Source organism: Variovorax defluvii (genome assembly GCF_039541515.1).
In the GTDB taxonomy this organism is placed as follows: domain Bacteria; phylum Pseudomonadota; class Gammaproteobacteria; order Burkholderiales; family Burkholderiaceae_C; genus Variovorax; species Variovorax defluvii.
In genome coordinates this window covers 234,814-251,397 of the sequence record NZ_BAABGJ010000080.1, presented here as the reverse complement: position 1 = coordinate 251,397, position 16,584 = coordinate 234,814, and the positions used below count along the sequence as shown (strand labels likewise).

The 16,584-nt window shown below is 66.8% G+C and carries 16 protein-coding genes; 8 read left to right on the top strand and 8 right to left on the bottom strand.

The window, feature by feature from the left end; genetic code table 11:
- The first annotated feature begins 84 nt into the window (after positions 1-84).
- From ABEA07_RS24035 to ABEA07_RS24015, 5 genes are read left to right on the top strand one after another with little or no spacing between them, the layout of a single operon-like run.
- A complete protein-coding gene (locus tag ABEA07_RS24035; protein WP_345541032.1) occupies positions 85-1,257 on the top strand; it encodes an ABC transporter substrate-binding protein in 1,173 nt (390 codons plus the stop codon).
- A 21-nt stretch (positions 1,258-1,278) separates the two neighbouring features.
- Positions 1,279-2,151, top strand: coding sequence for a branched-chain amino acid ABC transporter permease (locus ABEA07_RS24030; protein ID WP_345541031.1), 873 nt, complete (start codon positions 1,279-1,281; stop codon positions 2,149-2,151).
- 3 nt (positions 2,152-2,154) lie between these two features.
- Positions 2,155-3,126 carry a branched-chain amino acid ABC transporter permease gene (locus ABEA07_RS24025; RefSeq protein WP_345541030.1) on the top strand — a complete coding sequence of 324 codons (972 nt, stop codon included), beginning with the start codon at positions 2,155-2,157 and terminating at the stop codon, positions 3,124-3,126.
- Entirely contained in the window at positions 3,123-3,938 is an 816-nt protein-coding gene (locus tag ABEA07_RS24020) for an ABC transporter ATP-binding protein (protein ID WP_345541029.1), read from the top strand. The genes ABEA07_RS24025 and ABEA07_RS24020 overlap by 4 nt, the downstream gene beginning before the upstream one ends.
- Positions 3,931-4,635, top strand: a complete 705-nt coding sequence (locus ABEA07_RS24015) for an ABC transporter ATP-binding protein (protein ID WP_345541027.1) — start codon at positions 3,931-3,933, stop codon at positions 4,633-4,635. The genes ABEA07_RS24020 and ABEA07_RS24015 overlap by 8 nt, the downstream gene beginning before the upstream one ends.
- A gap of 21 nt (positions 4,636-4,656) precedes the next feature.
- Here the strand turns inward: ABEA07_RS24015 and ABEA07_RS24010 are convergent, their stop codons facing one another.
- From ABEA07_RS24010 to dnaG, 4 genes are all read right to left on the bottom strand, one after another.
- Positions 4,657-5,814 carry an HPP family protein gene (locus tag ABEA07_RS24010; protein ID WP_345541408.1) on the bottom strand — a complete coding sequence of 386 codons (1,158 nt, stop codon included), beginning with the start codon at positions 5,812-5,814 and terminating at the stop codon, positions 4,657-4,659.
- A 71-nt stretch (positions 5,815-5,885) separates the two neighbouring features.
- Positions 5,886-7,124 (bottom strand): multidrug effflux MFS transporter, encoded by a 1,239-nt coding sequence (locus ABEA07_RS24005; protein ID WP_345541026.1) that lies wholly within the window; start codon positions 7,122-7,124, stop codon positions 5,886-5,888.
- Between the two features lie 95 nt (positions 7,125-7,219).
- On the bottom strand, positions 7,220-9,556 hold the full coding sequence (rpoD, locus tag ABEA07_RS24000; protein WP_345541024.1) for an RNA polymerase sigma factor RpoD: 2,337 nt from the start codon (positions 9,554-9,556) through the stop codon (positions 7,220-7,222).
- 310 nt (positions 9,557-9,866) lie between these two features.
- Positions 9,867-11,738, bottom strand: coding sequence for a DNA primase (gene dnaG / locus ABEA07_RS23995; RefSeq protein WP_345541023.1), 1,872 nt, complete (start codon positions 11,736-11,738; stop codon positions 9,867-9,869).
- A 74-nt stretch (positions 11,739-11,812) separates the two neighbouring features.
- Between dnaG and ABEA07_RS23990 the strand changes: the two genes are divergently transcribed.
- Positions 11,813-12,715 carry a YihY/virulence factor BrkB family protein gene (locus ABEA07_RS23990; RefSeq protein WP_345541022.1) on the top strand — a complete coding sequence of 301 codons (903 nt, stop codon included), beginning with the start codon at positions 11,813-11,815 and terminating at the stop codon, positions 12,713-12,715.
- A gap of 9 nt (positions 12,716-12,724) precedes the next feature.
- Here ABEA07_RS23990 and ABEA07_RS23985 read toward each other — a convergent pair whose 3' ends face one another.
- On the bottom strand, positions 12,725-13,483 hold the full coding sequence (locus ABEA07_RS23985) for a 3-hydroxyacyl-CoA dehydrogenase (RefSeq protein WP_345541021.1): 759 nt from the start codon (positions 13,481-13,483) through the stop codon (positions 12,725-12,727).
- 147 nt (positions 13,484-13,630) lie between these two features.
- Positions 13,631-14,188 (bottom strand): phasin family protein, encoded by a 558-nt coding sequence (locus tag ABEA07_RS23980; RefSeq protein WP_345541407.1) that lies wholly within the window; start codon positions 14,186-14,188, stop codon positions 13,631-13,633.
- Between the two features lie 173 nt (positions 14,189-14,361).
- On the opposite strand from ABEA07_RS23980, the gene ABEA07_RS23975 reads away from it, so the two are divergent.
- Both ABEA07_RS23975 and ABEA07_RS23970 read left to right on the top strand, forming a co-directional pair.
- Positions 14,362-15,303 carry a histone deacetylase family protein gene (locus ABEA07_RS23975; RefSeq protein ID WP_345541020.1) on the top strand — a complete coding sequence of 314 codons (942 nt, stop codon included), beginning with the start codon at positions 14,362-14,364 and terminating at the stop codon, positions 15,301-15,303.
- Positions 15,300-15,737: an acyl-CoA thioesterase gene (locus ABEA07_RS23970; RefSeq protein ID WP_345541019.1), complete on the top strand. Its 438-nt coding sequence runs from the start codon at positions 15,300-15,302 to the stop codon at positions 15,735-15,737. Before ABEA07_RS23975 ends, ABEA07_RS23970 begins: the two co-directional genes overlap by 4 nt.
- Positions 15,738-15,825: 88 nt before the next feature.
- On the opposite strand, the gene ABEA07_RS23965 is transcribed toward ABEA07_RS23970, so the two are convergent.
- Positions 15,826-16,233: a hypothetical protein gene (locus tag ABEA07_RS23965; RefSeq protein WP_345541018.1), complete on the bottom strand. Its 408-nt coding sequence runs from the start codon at positions 16,231-16,233 to the stop codon at positions 15,826-15,828.
- A 28-nt stretch (positions 16,234-16,261) separates the two neighbouring features.
- Positions 16,262-16,495, bottom strand: coding sequence for a CsbD family protein (locus ABEA07_RS23960; protein WP_345541017.1), 234 nt, complete (start codon positions 16,493-16,495; stop codon positions 16,262-16,264).
- Positions 16,496-16,584 lie beyond the last annotated feature (89 nt).

The following is a 16,584-nucleotide window of genomic DNA, read 5'->3' as shown; positions in this document are numbered from 1 at the left end:
GCCTCGGGCGCAGGCCTGGTCGGGCTTGTTCACAATAACCGTCGATCCGCGTCTCGCATCCAACGATAAAAGGAGATAGATCTCATGCAACGTCGCCACCTCGTCCAGGCCGCCGGCCTGGCGGCCATCGCACTGGCCATGCCGCTGGCACAGGCCCAGGGCAACACCTTCAAGATCGGCCTCGTGCTGCCGATGACGGGACAGCAGGCCTCCACGGGCCGGCAGATCGAGGCGGCAGCCCGCCTCTACATGGCGCAGAACGGCGACACCGTCGCCGGAAAGAAGGTTGAACTGATCGTCAAGGACGACACCAGCCTGCCCGACGTTACCAAGCGCCTGGCGCAGGAACTGGTGGTGAACGACAAGGTCAACGTGCTGGCCGGCTTCGGCATCACGCCCTCGGCCATGGCCACGGCGCCGATCGCCACGCAGTCGAAAACACCGATGGTGGTGATGGCCGCTGCCACCTCCAGCATCACCGAGGCCTCGCCCTACATCGTGCGCACCAGCTTCACGCTGCCGCAGGTGTCGGTGGCGATGGGTGATTGGGCACCGAAGAACGGCATCAAGTCGGTGGTGTCGCTGGTCACCGACTACGGGCCGGGCAACGATGCCGAGAAGTTCTTCACCGAGCGCTTCCAGCTCAACGGCGGCAAGGTGCTCGACAAGCTTCGCGTGCCGCTGCGCAACCCCGACTTCGCGCCCTTCCTGCAGAAGGTGCGCGACGCCAAGCCGGACGCGCTGTTCGTTTTCGTGCCCTCGGGCGCGGGCGCTGCGGTGATGAAGCAGTTCCTCGAACGCGGCATGGACAAGGCCGGCATCAAGCTGATCGCCACCGGCGACGTGACGGACGACGACCAGCTCAACGACATGGGGGACGGTGCGCTGGGCGTGGTCACCACGCACCACTACTCGGCGGCGCATCCGTCGGCGGCCAACAGGAAGTTCGTCGAGGCCTTCCAGAAGGCGAACAAGAACATGCGCCCCAACTTCATGGCGATGGGCGGCTATGACGGCATGCGCGTGATCTACGAGGCGCTCAAGACCACCAAGGGACAGGGCGGCGGCGATGCGCTGCTCGCCGCGATGAAGGGCCAGATCTTCGAGAGCCCGCGCGGCCAGGTGCTGATCGACGCGCAGACGCGCGACATCGTGCAGGACGTGTACCTGCGCAAGGTGGAGAAGAAGGACGGGCAGCTCTACAACGTCGAGTTCGACGTGATCAAGGCCGTGAAGGACCCCGGCAAAGCCAAGTAGCGAAGAAGCGCAGCCCGCCGCATGCTCACCATCCTCTTCGACGGCATCGCCTACGGCATGCTGCTGTTCGTGCTCGCCGTCGGCCTGGCCGTGACGCTGGGGCTGATGAACTTCATCAACCTCGCGCACGGCGCTTTCGCGATGGCGGGCGGCTACCTCACCGTGTTCGCGATGCAGAAGGCGGGCGTGCCTTTCCTGGCCTGCCTGCTGCTGGCCTTCGTGGGGGTCGGGCTGCTGGGGGCGCTGCTGGAGCGCACGCTGTACCGGCCCATGTACGGCAAGCAGCACCTGGACCAGGTGCTGTTCTCCATCGGCCTGGCCTTCATGGCGGTGGCCGGGGTGGACTACTTCGTCGGCTCCTCGCAGCAGAACATCCATCTGCCGGACTGGCTGCGCGGCCGTACCGAGATCGGCGACGGCCCGCTGCTGCTGGGCATGGGGCACTACCGCATCTTCATCATCGTGCTGTGCGCACTGCTGACGGTGGTGCTGCAACTGATCCTGTCGAAGACGCGCTTCGGCAGCCGCCTGCGTGCCGCGGTGGACGACCCGCGCGTGGCGGCGGGGCTGGGCATCAACGTCAACGTGGTGTTCCTGCTGACCTTCGCCGTGGGTTCGGGGCTGGCCGGGCTGGGCGGCGCGCTGGGCGCGGAGATCCTGGGGCTGGACCCGACCTTCCCGCTCAAGTACATGATCTATTTCCTGATCGTGGTCTCGGTCGGCGGCACCTCGTCGATCACCGGGCCGCTGCTGGCCGCGCTGCTGCTGGGGATCGCGGACGTGGCGGGCAAGTACTTCATCCCGAAGATGGGGGCCTTCACGGTCTACCTGCTGATGATCCTGATCCTGATGTGGCGGCCGCAGGGCCTCTTCACCCGCCGGGGGGGCGGCTAGTCCATGGAGCCACGTGCCACGCTGCTGCGCCACGCGCGCTGGCGGCCGCTCGAGTTCGTGTTCTGGCCGCTGGTGTTCGTGCTGCCGGCCCTGCTGCCGTCGAAGGCGCTGATGATCAACGAGATCGCGATCACGGCCCTGTTCGCGCTCTCGCTGGACCTGATCCTTGGCTACACCGGCATCGTCTCGCTGGGCCACGCGGCCTTTTTCGGCTTCGGCGCGTACACGGCGGCGCTGTTCGCCAAGCACGTGATGCCGGACCCGACCGTCGGCCTGGTGGTCGCGGTGCTGGCTTCGGGCGTGCTCGGGGCGCTGGCGAGCATCACCATCCTGCGCGGCACCGACCTGACGCGGCTGATGGTCACGCTGGGCACCGCGCTGCTGCTGCTGGAGCTGGCCAACAAGCTGGACTGGCTGACCGGCGGCGCCGACGGGCTGCAGGGCGTGGTGATGGGGCCGGTGCTGGGGCTGTTCGACTTCGACCTCTACGGCCGGGTTGCGGCCTGGTATTCGATGGCCGTGCTGCTGGTGGTCTTCGTCCTCATGCGGCGCGTGGTGCATTCGCCCTTCGGCGCGACACTGCAGGCGATCCGCGACAACCGGCTGCGCGCGATGGCGATCGGCATCCCGGTGGTGTCGCGCATCGCGGTGATCTACACCGTGGCGGCCGCGGTGGCGGGCGCGGCGGGCGCGTTGCTGGCGCAGACCAGCGGCTTCGCTTCGCTGGACGTGCTGGCTTTCGACCGCTCGGCCGACGTGCTGCTGATGCTGGTGATCGGCGGGGTGGGCTGGCTCTACGGCGGCATTGCGGGTGCGGTCGTCTTCAAGCTGCTGCAGGACATGCTCTCCACCGTCACGCCGCAGTACTGGATGTTCTGGATCGGGCTGATCCTGGTGCTGCTGGTGCTGGTCGGCCGCGACCGGCTGCTGCGGCCCTGGACCTGGTTCGGCGGGCGCGGGAGGGCCGGACCATGAGTCGCACGGCCGTTCCGAAGACGAATACCGTCGCCGCAGGCGAGTGTTCTCCAGGAAGCGATGTCGTCCTCTCCGCCACCGGGCTGGCGAAGCGCTTCGGCGGCATCACCGCGACCGACAACGTGACGCTGAACCTGCGCCGCGGTGCACGCCATGCGCTGATCGGACCCAACGGCGCGGGCAAGACCACGCTGATCAACCTGCTCACCGGCGTGCTCGCGCCCACGGCCGGGCGCATCGTGCTGGAGGGAGAGGACATCACCGGCCTGCCGCCCCATGCGCGGGTGGCGCGCGGCATGGTGCGCACCTTCCAGATCAACCAGCTCTTCGATTCGATGACGCCGCTGGAGACGCTGGCGCTGGTGGTCTCGCAGCAGTCCGGCCTGGGCGCCAAGTGGTGGCGGCCGCTGGGCTCGTCGTCGGGCGTCTCGGAGCGGGCGGCGCAATTGCTCGAGCAGTTTCACCTGGCCGACGTGGCGCAGCAGCCGACGCGCCAACTCGCCTACGGCAAACGCCGCCTGCTGGAGATCGCGATCGCGCTGGCCTGCCAGCCGCGCGTGCTGCTGCTGGACGAGCCGGTGGCGGGTGTGCCGGCCGGCGAGCGCGAGGAACTGCTGCAGACCGTCGCGGTGCTGCCGGCCGATGTGTCGGTGCTGCTGATCGAGCACGACATGGACCTGGTGTTCAGCTTCGCCGACCGGATGACCGTGCTGGTCAACGGCGCGCTGCTGACGGAGGGCGACCCGGACGCGATCGCCGCCGATCCGAAGGTGAAGGAGGTCTACCTGGGCCATGGAGCGGGGCATGTCTGAGCTTCTGCGCATCGACGAGCTCAGCGCCGGCTACGGCGAAGCGGTGGTGCTGCACGGCGTCTCGCTGGCTTTGGGCGAAGGCCAGACGCTGGCCCTGCTGGGCCGCAACGGCACCGGCAAGACCACGCTGATCAACACGCTGGCCGGCGCGACGCGCCAGCACGGCGGCAGCATCGCGCTGGGAGGCGCGGCGCTGCACAGGCTGTCGTCGCACCAGCGGGCCGCAGCCGGCATCGGGTGGGTGCCGCAGGAGCGCAACATCTTCAAGTCGCTCAGCGTGCACGAAAACCTGACGGCCGTGGCGCGCCCCGGCCCGTGGACGCCGCAGCGCGTCTACGAGATGTTCCCCCGCCTGGCCGAACGCCAGCGCAACCTCGGCACGCAGTTGTCGGGCGGCGAGCAACAGATGCTGGCCGTGGGCCGGGCGCTGGTGCTCAACCCGCGGCTGCTGCTGCTCGACGAGCCGCTGGAAGGCCTGGCGCCCATCATCGTGGAAGAACTGCTGCGCGCCATCCGCCGCATCACGCAGGACGAGGGTCTGGCGGCGATCATCGTGGAGCAGCACCCGCAGGCCATCCTCGCGATCTCGGACGAGGCGGTGGTGCTGGACCACGGCACGGTGGTGCATGCGGACCGGGCGGCTGCGCTGCGGGCGCAGCCAGAGGTGCTGGAACGGCTGCTGGGGGTCTCGCGCTGAGGTCCTTGCCGGTGAAGCGCTTCAGCGCCCCGGGACACTGGCCGCCGGCTGCCCCTGCGGTGCCTCGGGAGTCTCCGGCCCCACGGCGCGGTACAAGGCGCGCACGAAGTCGGACTGCGTGATCATGCCGGCCAGGCGTCGTTCGTCGTCGATGATGGGGATGTGGTGGTGGCCGCCCTCGGAGAACAGCGGGACCAGTTCGACCAGCGGCCGGTCCTCGCTGGCCACGCGCACCTGCCGGGTCATGATCTGGCCCACCACTTCGGGCTTGCTGGACATCACGGTTCGCGTGGCGCGGATGAAGTCGCGCAACCGCCCGCCCAGGCCCTCGTGGTGCTGCAGGTCGATGTGGCGGAAGAAGTCGGCCTGCGTCACGATGCCGACCACGCGGCGGGTGCGGTCGATCACCGGCAGCGCCTTGATGCGGCGCGTGTGCATGAGGGTCCAGGCCTCCTGCAGCGACGTGCCGAACTCGGCCACCACCGGCTCGCGCGTCATCACGTCCGCGCAGCGCACGGTGCCGAGCCGGCGGCGGTAGGACTCCAGCTCGGTCTCGCGGATCAGGGTTTCCAGGTCGTCGCGGCTGATGTCGAGCACCTGGTTGTAGCGCTTCAACACGGCATCGACGTCGGCCGAGCTGAAGCGCGCATCGGCGGCCGGTGTACTCGGGGCCAGCTGCACGTGCGGATAGCGGCGGCCCGTGAGACTGTTGTAGACCACGCCGGCCAGCACGAGCAACGCCGAGCCACCCGCGACCTGGAGCGAGAAGGGAAAGTGGGTCGTGTGGTTCAGTGCCACCAGCAGCGCCACCGCCCCGCCGGGCGGATGGAGGCAGCGCAGTCCGAACATGAGGGCAATGGCGAGGGCGGTCGCGAGGGGGCCGACCCAGAGCGCATCCGGCAACCAACGCGCGCAGGCCACGCCGACGAGCGCCGAGAACAGGTTGCCCGCAACCACCGGCCAGGGTTGCGCGAGCGGGCTCGCGGGCAGGGCGAACACCAGGACGGCGCTCGCGCCCAGCGGCGCGACGAGCCAGTGGCCTTCGACGCCGGGGCCGATGAGGTGCATGATCAGCGCGGTGACGGCGAGGCCCAGCCCCGCGCCGCCCACCGCACGCACGCGTTCGCGGGAATTGACGTTGGTGCGGGCCGGCAGCCAGGAGCGTGCGAAGGTGCGCAGCGCCTCCCGGCCGCCACGGGTCCGCGCTGGCGTGCCGGCCTCTGCGGCGGCCTCGCGCGGGGCCGTGCGGCTCACGCGACCTCTCCGGCGACGCGGCGCCCGATCTCGGGCCAGCGCCCGTGCAGCCAGACCCAGGCCACCAGGCCGACGCTCATCATGCCGATCGAGGTCAGCGCCAACGCCAGCGTGGAGTGCATCACCAGCGGGGCGATCACGCCGGCCACGATGCCGTTGGCGGTGGAGCCGATCACGGCCTGCAGCGAGGAGGCCATGCCGCGGCGCTCCGGGTGAAGGTCGAGCACCAGCAGCGTGACCACCGGCACCATCAGCGCCCAGCCGAAGGCGAAGAAGGCCAGCGGCCACAGCGCCCAGGCGGGGTGCGGCACGAAGAGGGCATTGGCCGCCACGTTGACCACGGAGGTCAGCAGCATGATCAGGAAGCCGTCGCGGATCTGGCGCTTGGGGGCCACCTTGCCCGCCATCCGGCCGCTGGCCCAGGCGCCGGCCATGATGCCGCCGATGGTCAGCAGGAAGAACCAGAAGAACTGGGTGGGCGCCAGCGCGAGGTGGTCACCCAGGAAGGCGGGCGCGGCCAGCACGTAGAGGAACATGCCGTTGAAGGGCACGCCGCTGGCGAGTGCGAGCAACAGGAAGCGCGGGTCGGAGCAGAGATTCCAGTAGCCGCGCATCAGGTGCCGCACCTCGAAGGGCTGGCGCTGGCTGGAGTGCAGCGTCTCGGGCAGCAGCTTGAAGTTGGCTGCGAACAGCACCACGCCCACCGCGACCAGGAACCAGAACACGCTGTGCCAGCCCAGGTGCACGAACAGAAAGCCGCCGATGATGGGCGCGATCGCCGGCGCGACGCCGAAGTAGATCGTGACCTGGCTCATCACCCGCTGTGCCTCGGCCGGCGGAAACATGTCGCGGATCACCGCACGCGAGACGACGATGCCGGCACCGGTCGAGAGACCCTGCAGCGCCCGGAAGAGCACCAGCTGGCCGATGCTCTGCGACAAGGCGCAGCCCAGCGAGGCAAGGGTGAACACGGCCAGGCCCCAGAGCACCACCGGCCGGCGGCCGAAGCTGTCCGACAGGGCGCCGTGGAACAGGTTCATGAAGGCGAAGCCGAACAGGTAGGCCGAGAGCGTCTGCTGCATCTGGGCCGGCGTCGCGCCGATGGACGCGGCGATGCCGGAGAAGGCCGGGATGTAGGTGTCGATGGAGAAGGGGCCCAGCATGCCCAGCACGGCCAACAGCACGGCCAGCGCCCAGCGCGGTGCATGCCAGAGTTTGTCGGCGTCGGGGTTCAAGGGCTGGTCTCCGTTCTTCTTCGAGGATGCGCGAGGCAAAAGAGAACGCCCGCTGCCTTGAAGGCCGAGCGGGCGTTCCGGGATCCGCCAGGGGATCAGAGGGTATCAATAAAGCTGCGCAGCTTGTCGGAGCGTGAAGGATGCTTGAGCTTGCGCAAGGCCTTTGCCTCGATCTGGCGGATGCGCTCGCGCGTCACGTCGAACTGCTTGCCCACCTCTTCCAGTGTGTGGTCGGTGGACATCTCGATGCCGAAGCGCATGCGAAGCACCTTGGCTTCGCGCGGCGTCAGGCTGTCGAGGATGTCCTTGACCACATCGCGCAGGCCGGCCTGCATCGCGGCCTCGATCGGGGCCGTGTTGCTGCTGTCCTCGATGAAGTCGCCCAGGTGCGAATCGTCGTCGTCGCCGATGGGGGTTTCCATCGAGATCGGCTCCTTGGCGATCTTCATGATCTTGCGGATCTTGTCCTCGGGGATCTCCATCTTCGCGGCCAGGATGCCGGCATCGGGCTCGAAGCCGAACTCCTGCAGGTGCTGGCGGCTGATGCGGTTCATCTTGTTGATGGTCTCTATCATGTGCACCGGGATGCGGATGGTGCGCGCCTGGTCGGCGATCGAGCGGGTGATCGCCTGGCGGATCCACCACGTCGCGTAGGTCGAGAATTTGTAGCCGCGGCGGTACTCGAATTTGTCGACCGCCTTCATCAGGCCGATGTTGCCTTCCTGGATGAGGTCGAGGAACTGCAGCCCACGGTTGGTGTACTTCTTGGCGATGGAGATCACGAGGCGCAGGTTGGCCTCGATCATTTCCTTCTTGGCGTCGCGCGAGGACGCTTCGCCCTCGTTCATGCGCTTGTTGATGTCCTTGAGCTCGGCCAGCGGCACGACCACGCGCGACTGGATGTCGGCCAGCTTCTGCTGCAATTCCTGCACCGGCGGGATGTTGCGCGCGAGCACGGCGCTCCAGGGCTTGCCGGCAGCGGCCTGCTTCTCGACCCACTTGAGGTTGAGCAGGTTGGAGGGCACGCGGTGGCCGTTCTTGTCGTAGCCGCTGAAGTCGCGGATGAATTCGTCCTGCGGAAAGCCGCACTTGTCCACGATGATGCGGCGCAGCTCGCGCTCCTTCTTGCGCACGTCGTCGACCTGGGTACGCACCAGATCGCACAGGCGCTCGATGGTGCGGGCCGTGAAGCGGATGGTCATGAGCTCGTCGGACAGGGCCTGCTGGGCCTTCTGGTAGGCCGGCGTGCCGTAGCCTTCCTTGTCGTAGATCTTGTGGACCTTTTCGAACATCTCGGCGATGCGGTCGAAGCGGCTGAGCGCCTCGTTCTTGAGTTCTTCGAGCTTCTTGGTCAGGGCCTTGGAGCCGCCCTTGCCGTCATCGTCGTCTTCCTCGTCGAATTCGTCGAAGTCTTCCTCTGCCACGTAATCGTCGGCCTCGTTCGGGTTCGAGAAGCCGTCGACGACGGTGGAGATGACCACTTTGCCCTCGCGGATCTCCTGGCCCAGGCGCAGGATCTCGGCGATGGTGGCGGGCGAGGCCGAGATGGCTTCCATCATGGCCATGAGGCCGCCCTCGATGCGCTTGGCGATCTCGATTTCGCCTTCACGCGTCAGCAACTCGACCGTGCCCATCTCGCGCATGTACATGCGCACCGGGTCGGTGGTGCGGCCGAATTCGCTGTCGACGGTGGACAGCGCGGCTTCGGCCTCTTCCTCGGCTTCTTCCACCGTGGTGGCGGTGGGGGCGGTGTTGTTCAGCAGCAGGGTCTCGGCGTCGGGAGTCTGCTCGTAGACGGCCACGCCCATGTCGTTGAGCATGGTGACCACGACTTCCATGGTCTCGGCATCGACCAGCTTGTCGGGAAGGTGATCGGAGATTTCGCCGTGCGTCAGGTAGCCGCGGGTCTTGCCCAGCGTGATCAGGGTCTTGAGGCGGGAGCGGCGCTTGGCCAGGTCTTCCTCTGACAGCACGGTTTCGTCGAGGCCGAATTCCTTCATCAAGGCGCGTTCCTTCGCCTTGCTGATCTTCATGCGAAGCGGCTTGACCTTCTCTTCGGTCGCCGCGGGTTCGTCACCGGTCAGGTCGTCTTCGATGTCGGACAGATCGACATCGCTTGCCGGCGCCTCGTTGCCGGCCTTGGGCTTGCGGCCGCGCTTGGCACCGCCGGCAGCGGGGGCGGCACCGGCCGCCTTGGGCGGGCGGCCGACCTTGCGGGTGGTGGTGGCGGGCGCGGCAGCAACCGCTGCCGCGGTCTTCTTGGTTTCGGCGGTGGTGGACGATTTGGTGGACACGGTTTTCACTTTCGTTGCGGCTGTCGCCTTGGACGCGGCGGCACCCGTCTTAGTTGCCGGCAATGCCGCAGCTTTCAACGGCTTTTCTGCTGCCGGCTTCTTGGCGGTGGATACGGCAGGCGTCTTTGAACTGGGCATACGACCTCGTGCAACAAGATGAACCAAACGCAATCACAGGCGCCAACAACCCGGCGCGGGGCGGGGAGCACAAAAAACAAAGGGGCGAAGAGACCAAGAGGCGACTGCTCCTCGAACACTTCGAAAGGCAAGATGTCGGGCGAACATTTGGTGTGCAGTCCTTGCGGATATTGACCCGTATTCCGACGTGGAATCATCGGAAATTGCATTGCGCATCGGGTCGGCCCGGAGGTGCTGCTGTCGCACTTGCCTTATTTCGCCTTGGGCGAAGCCTTTAATTATAGCGCGTTGCGTATTTTTGAAGCAAGTTTTAACGCGGATGAAGTCGTGCGCGCAGTTCCAGCCGGCGGATTTCCAGGGCCTTGTACCGCTCCAGCGCATGCGGATCGCTGCCCACGGCGGCTATCGCCTCGCTCTGCTGGACCTTGAGCCGGTCGTCGAGCATGAAATCGAGGACGTTGCGCAACTCGCGGGCGGCTTCCGCGGCCTCGTCGCCCCGCGGGTCGGGAATCGGTTCGCCATCGGGGCCGGTCATGGCGCGCAGGGCGAGGCCTTCGAAATCCAGGCCCCGCAGGCCTTCCCGCAGCGCCGCCCAGGGCAGCACGCCGTGCTCATGCAACTGGCTGTCCAACCAGGCGAAGAGCTGCCCGTGCTCGCCCGGCAGCTCGCACAGGAGCGCGTGCAGTTCGTGCGGCAGGGCCTCCCATTCGGCCATGTTGGACAACAGGAGGCGCGCCGCCACGTCGGCCCTTCCGGGCGGCAGGGTGCGGCCACGTGCCGGCGGGCGCGGGGCGCGGGCGCGACGGCCTTCCTGTGGATAGGCGTGACCGTCGCGCCGTTCGCGCGGCCCGGCGCCGGGCGAACGGCCCCCGGCCGTTGGCTGCCAGAGCTCGGCCAGCTCCGGACCCGTGAGCTGGACCATCTCGGCGATTTCGGTAAGCAACTGCCGCTTGAGCGCGCCGTCCGGCAGCGCCGCCCAAAGCGGGCGGGCGTTGCTGGCCATGCGCGCCCGGCCCTCGGCGGCGCCCAGGTCGCAGCCCTCGCGTGCCACCTCGACCATGAACCGGCTGAGCGGCGTGGCTTCGCCGACGAAGCGGGCGAACGCCTCGGAGCCGAACTCGCGGATGAAGCTGTCGGGATCGTGCTCGGCCGGCAGGAAAAGGAACTTCACGCTGCGTACGTCAGTGGCGTAGGGCAGGGCGCCTTCCAGGGCCTTGCGCGCGGCGCGCCGGCCGGCTGCGTCGCCGTCGAAGCTGAAGACCACCGATTCGGTGAAGCGGAAAAGCTTCTGAACGTGGTCCGTGGTGCATGCCGTGCCCAGGGTGGCCACCGCGTTGGGAAAGCCCAACTGAGTCAGCGCCACGACGTCCATGTAGCCCTCGGTCACTAGCGCGTAGCCCTTTTCGCGGAACGCGGTGCGGGCCTCGTACAAACCGTAAAGCTCGCGGCCCTTGCTGAAGACGGGAGTCTCGGGCGAGTTCAGGTACTTGGGCTTCTCGTCGCCCAGCACCCGGCCGCCAAAGCCGATGCATTCGCCCTTGACGTTGCGGATCGGAAACATGATCCGGTCGCGGAAGCGGTCGTAGCGCTTGCCTTCCCCGTTCTCCTCGGCCTCGCCGGCGATCACCAGACCGCTTTCGGCCAGGAGGGGGTCGTCGTAGTCGGGGAACACGCTGGCCAGCGTCCGCCAGCCGGGTGGCGCGTAGCCGATGCCGAAGCGCCGGGCAATCTCGCCCGACAGGCCGCGACCCTTGAGATAGCCGACGGCGGTCTTTGACTGGCGCAGTTGCCGGCGATAAGCCTCGCCGGCCTTTTCCAGCACTTCGGACAGGGTGGCCTGCTTCTGCCGCTGGCCGGCGGCGCGGGCACGCTCCTCGGGCGAGGCGTCGTCCTCGGGGACCTGCAGGCCGTACTGGCCGGCCAGGTCGTGCACCGCTTCGACAAAGCCCATGCCGGCATGCTCCATCAGGAAGCCGATCGCGTTGCCGTGTGCCCCGCAGCCGAAGCAGTGATAGAACTGCTTGCTCGGGCTGACCGAGAAGGACGGCGACTTCTCGCCGTGGAAGGGGCACAGGCCCATGAAGTTGGCGCCGGCCTTTTTCAACTGGACATAGCGTCCGACGATCTCGACCACGTCGGCGCGCGCGATCAGTTCCTGGATGAAAGAAGCGGGGATGGTCATGGGGCGGAGAGCGCCAAATGATACGCAAGCATCCCGGCGCTCTTCGGCATACTGGCCGGACAACACGCCGCCGCATGCTCCGCCGAACCTTTTCTCACGCCGAACCTTTGTTGCGCCATCCCCTGCGCTTTTTCTGGGAGGCGCTCAAGGGCTTCAAGGCCAACCAGGGCCTGCTGCTGGCAGGGGCGGTGGCCTACTACGCGCTGCTGTCGATCGTCCCGCTGACCATCGTCAGCGTCATCGCGCTGTCGCACCTCATCGACCAGGAGGCGCTGCTGGGGGCCATCGGTCGGTACCTGGCATGGCTGCTGCCGGGGCAATCGGGCGCCGTGGTGACGGAGCTCTCGAACTTCCTCGATCACCGCGACGTGATGGGGCCGGTGCTGCTGATCACGATGATCTTCTTCAGCTCCCTGGCCTTCACCGTGCTCGAGGGTGCGATGGCCGTGATCTTCCACCATCGCCGGGCCGACCATTCGCGACACTTCCTGGTGTCGGCGGTGATGCCCTACCTGTACATCCTGTGCCTGTGCGTCGGGCTGCTGCTCGTCACCCTGGTTTCGGGGGCATTGCAGGTGATCGGGCAGGAGCGGGTCGAGCTGTTCGGCCGCAGCTGGTCGCTGTCGGGCGTCTCCGGCGTGCTGCTTTACCTGCTCGGCCTGGGTGGGGAGATCTTCATGCTGACCTCGCTCTACCTGGTGATGCCGGTCGGTCGGCTGCGCCTGCACCATGCACTGCTGGGCGGCGTCACAGCCACGCTGCTGTGGGAGGTGACGCGCCGGGTACTGGTCTGGTACTTCTCGACCCTGTCGCAGGTCAACGTGGTCTATGGCTCGCTCACGACCGCGATCGTGGTACTGCTGAGCCTGGAAATCGCCGCGACGCTGGTGCTGTTCGGCGCCCAGGTGATCGCGCAGTACGAACGCCTGGAGCGCACCGGGAGCATGGCGCCGGTGGAGCCGGAGGTCGATCGGTGACCGTGGCGCTCAGCGCGGCGCCAGGCGGATCGCGCCGTCGAGCCGGATCACCTCGCCGTTGAGCATGTCGTTCTCGATGATGTGCTTGGCCAGCTTGGCGTAGTCATCCGGGGTGCCGAGGCGTGAGGGGAAGGGCACGCTGGCGGCTAGGGCCTCCTGCACCTCCTTCGGCATTCCGAACAGCATGGGCGTTCCGAAAATGCCGGGGGCAATGGTCATGTTGCGGATTCCGTTGCGCGCCAGGTCGCGGGCGATCGGCAGCGTCATGCCGACCACGCCGCCCTTGGAGGCACTGTAGGCGGCCTGGCCGATCTGGCCGTCGTAAGCCGCGACGGAGGCGGTGGAAATCAGCACGCCACGCTCGCCGGTGGCTTCGGGGTCGTTCTTCGCCATCGCATCGGCTGCCAGGCGGATCATGTTGAAAGTGCCGATCAGGTTGACCGTCACGGTCTTGCTGAAGACGGCCAGCGCGTGGGGCCCGTTCTTGCCCACCGTTTTTTCGGCCGGTGCGATGCCGGCGCAGTTCACCAGGCCGACCAGCTTGCCCAGCTTCAGCGCCGCAGCCACCGCGGCCTGGCCGTCGGCTTCCTGGCTCACGTCGCACTTCACGAAGACGCCGCCGATCTCCTTGGCGACCGCTTCGCCCTTGTCTGCCTGCATGTCGGCGATCACCACCTTGCCGCCATTTGCGGCCAGCATGCGCGCCGTCCCTTCGCCCAGGCCCGATGCGCCTCCGGTGACGATGAAAACCTTGCCTTCGATCTGCATGTGCTCAGCTCCTCGATGAATCTGTTCGTCCGGGGATCATAGAGCGCAAAAAAAAAAGCCCCGTCCGGAGACGAGGCCCTGAATTGGATCCCGAAGGACCCAAGGAGACAACTGTCAAAGTCGCCCGCTCCAGGCGGGCTGTCATTTTCAGGCGGCGCGCTTGCGGGCGACGGTGGCCGTCTTGGCGGCATTGACGGCCGAGTTCGAAACGGCTTGGAAGTTCGCTTCGGCGACGTCGCTGGCTTGCTTGACGGCCTTCTGAACCGATTCGAACGCGTTGTTGGCGGCAGCCACGGCGCTCTTCATGACGGCGACGGCGGTTTCAGAGCCGGCGGGGGCGTTCTTGGCAGCGCTGTCGACCAGGCCGACGAAGGCTTGCTGGCTTTCGGCAACCTTCGCTTCGAAAGCCTTGGTGAACTCGGCACCGGTGCCTTGGGCGATTTCGTAGAGGTGACGGCTGTAGGCGGCGGTCTTCTCGGCCAGGGGCTGGAACAGGCCGGCCTGCAGGGCCAGCAGTTCTTGCGCGTCCTTGACGCTCAGCATGGCCTGGGCGGTGCCGGCGGCTTCCGTCAGGGCGGCCTTGGAGGCGGTGACGTTCAGTTCGACCAGCTTTTCGACGCCTTCGAAGGCCTTGGTGGTGAGGCCGAACAGCGTTTCGACGTTGGCCTTGTGGGAGGCGATGATTTGGTCAGCGGTCAATGCCATGTGGAAGCTCCGGTTGAGGGGGTTGGGAATGTTCACGATCGCTGCCCCATCACTTATGTTGCGGCGCAGCATGAGACGAAGTATAGAGAGGGGGCGAGTGCTTTCCAAGCCATTTTTGTTGCTGTGCAGCAATTTAGGAACGGCTGTCTAAAAGCGGCCCGACAATGTTGCTCATGCGTGCGTTTTATTCGGGCCGATTCGTGCTGCCACTGCCCTCGGGGCACCGCTTTCCGATGGGGCGCTACGCCCTCCTGCGCGAGGGGCTGGAGCGGCATCTGCCCGAGGTCCGGATGCTCGAGGCGCCCCGCGCCAGCGACGGCGAACTCGCACTGGCGCACACGCCGGCCTGGATCGCCGCCATCACCGACGGCAGCGTCGACGCCCAGGCCATGCGCGAAATCGGGTTCCCATGGAGCGAGGCGATGGTGGAGCGCTCGCGCCGTTCGGCTGGCGCCACCATCGAGGCCTGCCGGGCTGCGCTGGCAGAGGGCGTGGCGGCCAACATGGCGGGCGGCACTCACCACGCGAGTTCGGATCGGGGCGGCGGCTTCTGCGTATTCAACGACGCGGCGGTCGCGGCGCGCCTCATGCAGGCCGAACAGGGCCGCTCCGGGAAGGCTCCGCTGCAGGTTGCAGTGATCGATCTGGACGTGCACCAGGGCAATGGGACGGCCCGCATCTTCCGCGACGATCCGAGCGTGTTCACGCTTTCGATGCATGGGCAGAAGAACTTCCCATTTCGCAAGGAGGCGAGCGATCTGGATGTCGAACTCCCCGATGGCTGTGGCGATGCCGAGTACCTCGCGGCGCTCGAGCACGCATTGGACGAACTCGACCGGCGCTTCACCCCCGGCCTGGTGATCTACCTCGCGGGTGCCGATCCCTTCGAGCGGGACCGCCTCGGGCGCCTCAAGCTCAGCTTCGACGGTCTGGAAGCCCGCGACCGACGGGTCTTCGACTTCGCCTGGCAGCGTCGCATCCCGCTGGCCTTCGCGATGGCCGGCGGTTATGCCAGCGACATCGCCGAAACCGTCCAGGTCCAGCTCGGCACCTTTCGCGTGGCCTTCGAGTACTGGCGCCGATGGCAGAATGCCGCGGCCCGAGGAAACCCATGAGCGCCAAACCCACTCCCCATCCGCGAAGCGCGTTCCGCGTTTTTCGCAGCATCCCCACGCGCTGGGCGGACAACGACCTGTATGGCCACGTGAACAACGTCGTCTACTACAGCTGGTTCGACACCGCGGTCAACGCCTTACTGATCGAGCGCGGCGCGCTGGACATCCATCAGGGCGAGACGGTCGGCTTCGTGGTGGAGACGCAATGCAACTACTTCGCGCCCCTGGCCTTTCCGCAGACGGTGGAGGCGGGCCTGAAAGTCGCGCATGCCGGCAGGTCCAGCGTTCGCTATGAAATCGGCCTGTTCGCCCAAGGCGCCGGGACGGCGGCGGCCCAAGGGCATTTCGTTCACGTTTATGTCGACAGGGCGACCCGGAAGCCGGTGCGCTTGCCCCCCGCGCTGCAGGCGGTGGTGAACGAACTGCGAGCCTGACCTTTTCAAGCGAAATGGCGCCGCCCTGGACGCCTTGGCCAACGGAAAAGGCGCCCCGCAGGACGCCTTGGTTTCCGGGTCGTAGCGCTTACTTCTTGGCGTGCATCGCCTTGATGTCGGCCTTGCCCTTGGTCTCGTCCGCCTTGGCCTGCTTTTCGCATGCATCCTTGGCGTCGCCCTTCAAGTCGTCGCACTTTTCCTTCGCGACTTCGTAGTTCGCCTTCACCTTTTCTTCTTCGACCTTGCGAGCATTGCTGTCGCTCGGCTTGTATTGCTGCTCCAGCTCAGCCTTGGCCACGTTCTCCTTGCCCTTGGCCTCCTTGTTGCATACATCCTTGGCGTTGTCCTTCAACGCATCGCATTTGGCCTTGTCGGCCTTGTAGTTGGCCTCGATCTTGTCCTTCGCGGCCTTGTATTCGTCCTTGGTCATTGCGCCGGCCTGACCGGCGATCAGACACGAGGAGGCGATGGCGAGCATGAGCAGATGCTTTTTCATGATGTGTTCCTTTCAGGTTGCAGGGCTATCAGTACTTCTCGAACCAGAGCGCGTCCGGCGTGCGGCCGTCGCGCGATTCCCAGTCCTTCACCTGCCGTTCGGCCTCGTCACGGCTGATGCCGTGGCGCTCCTGGATGCGACCGAGCAGTTGGTCGCGCTTGCCGGCGATGACGTCGAAGTCGTCGTCGGTGAGCTTGCCCCATTGCTCCTTGACCTTGCCCTTGAGCTGCTTCCAGTTGCCTTCGATGGTGTCCTTGTTCATGGACCGATCTCCTTCTCAGATGATGGTTTATCGCCGGCTCCACGCTGGGACTACCGACGTGAAGACACTGTCGCTTTCGCTCCTTGCCG

What these genes read in the sequence shown, in the direction of transcription:
- ABEA07_RS24025 (WP_345541030.1), top strand. Translation starts at nt 2,155, where the DNA reads ATGGAGCCACGTGCCACGCTGCTGCGCCACGCGCGCTGGCGGCCGCTC.
- ABEA07_RS23970 (WP_345541019.1), top strand. Translation starts at nt 15,300, where the DNA reads ATGAGCGCCAAACCCACTCCCCATCCGCGAAGCGCGTTCCGCGTTTTT.
- ABEA07_RS24035 (WP_345541032.1), top strand. Translation starts at nt 85, where the DNA reads ATGCAACGTCGCCACCTCGTCCAGGCCGCCGGCCTGGCGGCCATCGCA.
- ABEA07_RS23990 (WP_345541022.1), top strand. Translation starts at nt 11,813, where the DNA reads ATGCTCCGCCGAACCTTTTCTCACGCCGAACCTTTGTTGCGCCATCCC.
- ABEA07_RS23965 (WP_345541018.1), bottom strand. Translation starts at nt 16,233, where the DNA reads ATGAAAAAGCATCTGCTCATGCTCGCCATCGCCTCCTCGTGTCTGATC.
- ABEA07_RS23975 (WP_345541020.1), top strand. Translation starts at nt 14,362, where the DNA reads ATGCGTGCGTTTTATTCGGGCCGATTCGTGCTGCCACTGCCCTCGGGG.
- rpoD (WP_345541024.1), bottom strand. Translation starts at nt 9,556, where the DNA reads ATGCCCAGTTCAAAGACGCCTGCCGTATCCACCGCCAAGAAGCCGGCA.
- ABEA07_RS23980 (WP_345541407.1), bottom strand. Translation starts at nt 14,188, where the DNA reads ATGGCATTGACCGCTGACCAAATCATCGCCTCCCACAAGGCCAACGTC.
- ABEA07_RS24020 (WP_345541029.1), top strand. Translation starts at nt 3,123, where the DNA reads ATGAGTCGCACGGCCGTTCCGAAGACGAATACCGTCGCCGCAGGCGAG.
- ABEA07_RS24015 (WP_345541027.1), top strand. Translation starts at nt 3,931, where the DNA reads ATGTCTGAGCTTCTGCGCATCGACGAGCTCAGCGCCGGCTACGGCGAA.
- ABEA07_RS23960 (WP_345541017.1), bottom strand. Translation starts at nt 16,495, where the DNA reads ATGAACAAGGACACCATCGAAGGCAACTGGAAGCAGCTCAAGGGCAAG.
- ABEA07_RS24030 (WP_345541031.1), top strand. Translation starts at nt 1,279, where the DNA reads ATGCTCACCATCCTCTTCGACGGCATCGCCTACGGCATGCTGCTGTTC.
- dnaG (WP_345541023.1), bottom strand. Translation starts at nt 11,738, where the DNA reads ATGACCATCCCCGCTTCTTTCATCCAGGAACTGATCGCGCGCGCCGAC.
- ABEA07_RS23985 (WP_345541021.1), bottom strand. Translation starts at nt 13,483, where the DNA reads ATGCAGATCGAAGGCAAGGTTTTCATCGTCACCGGAGGCGCATCGGGC.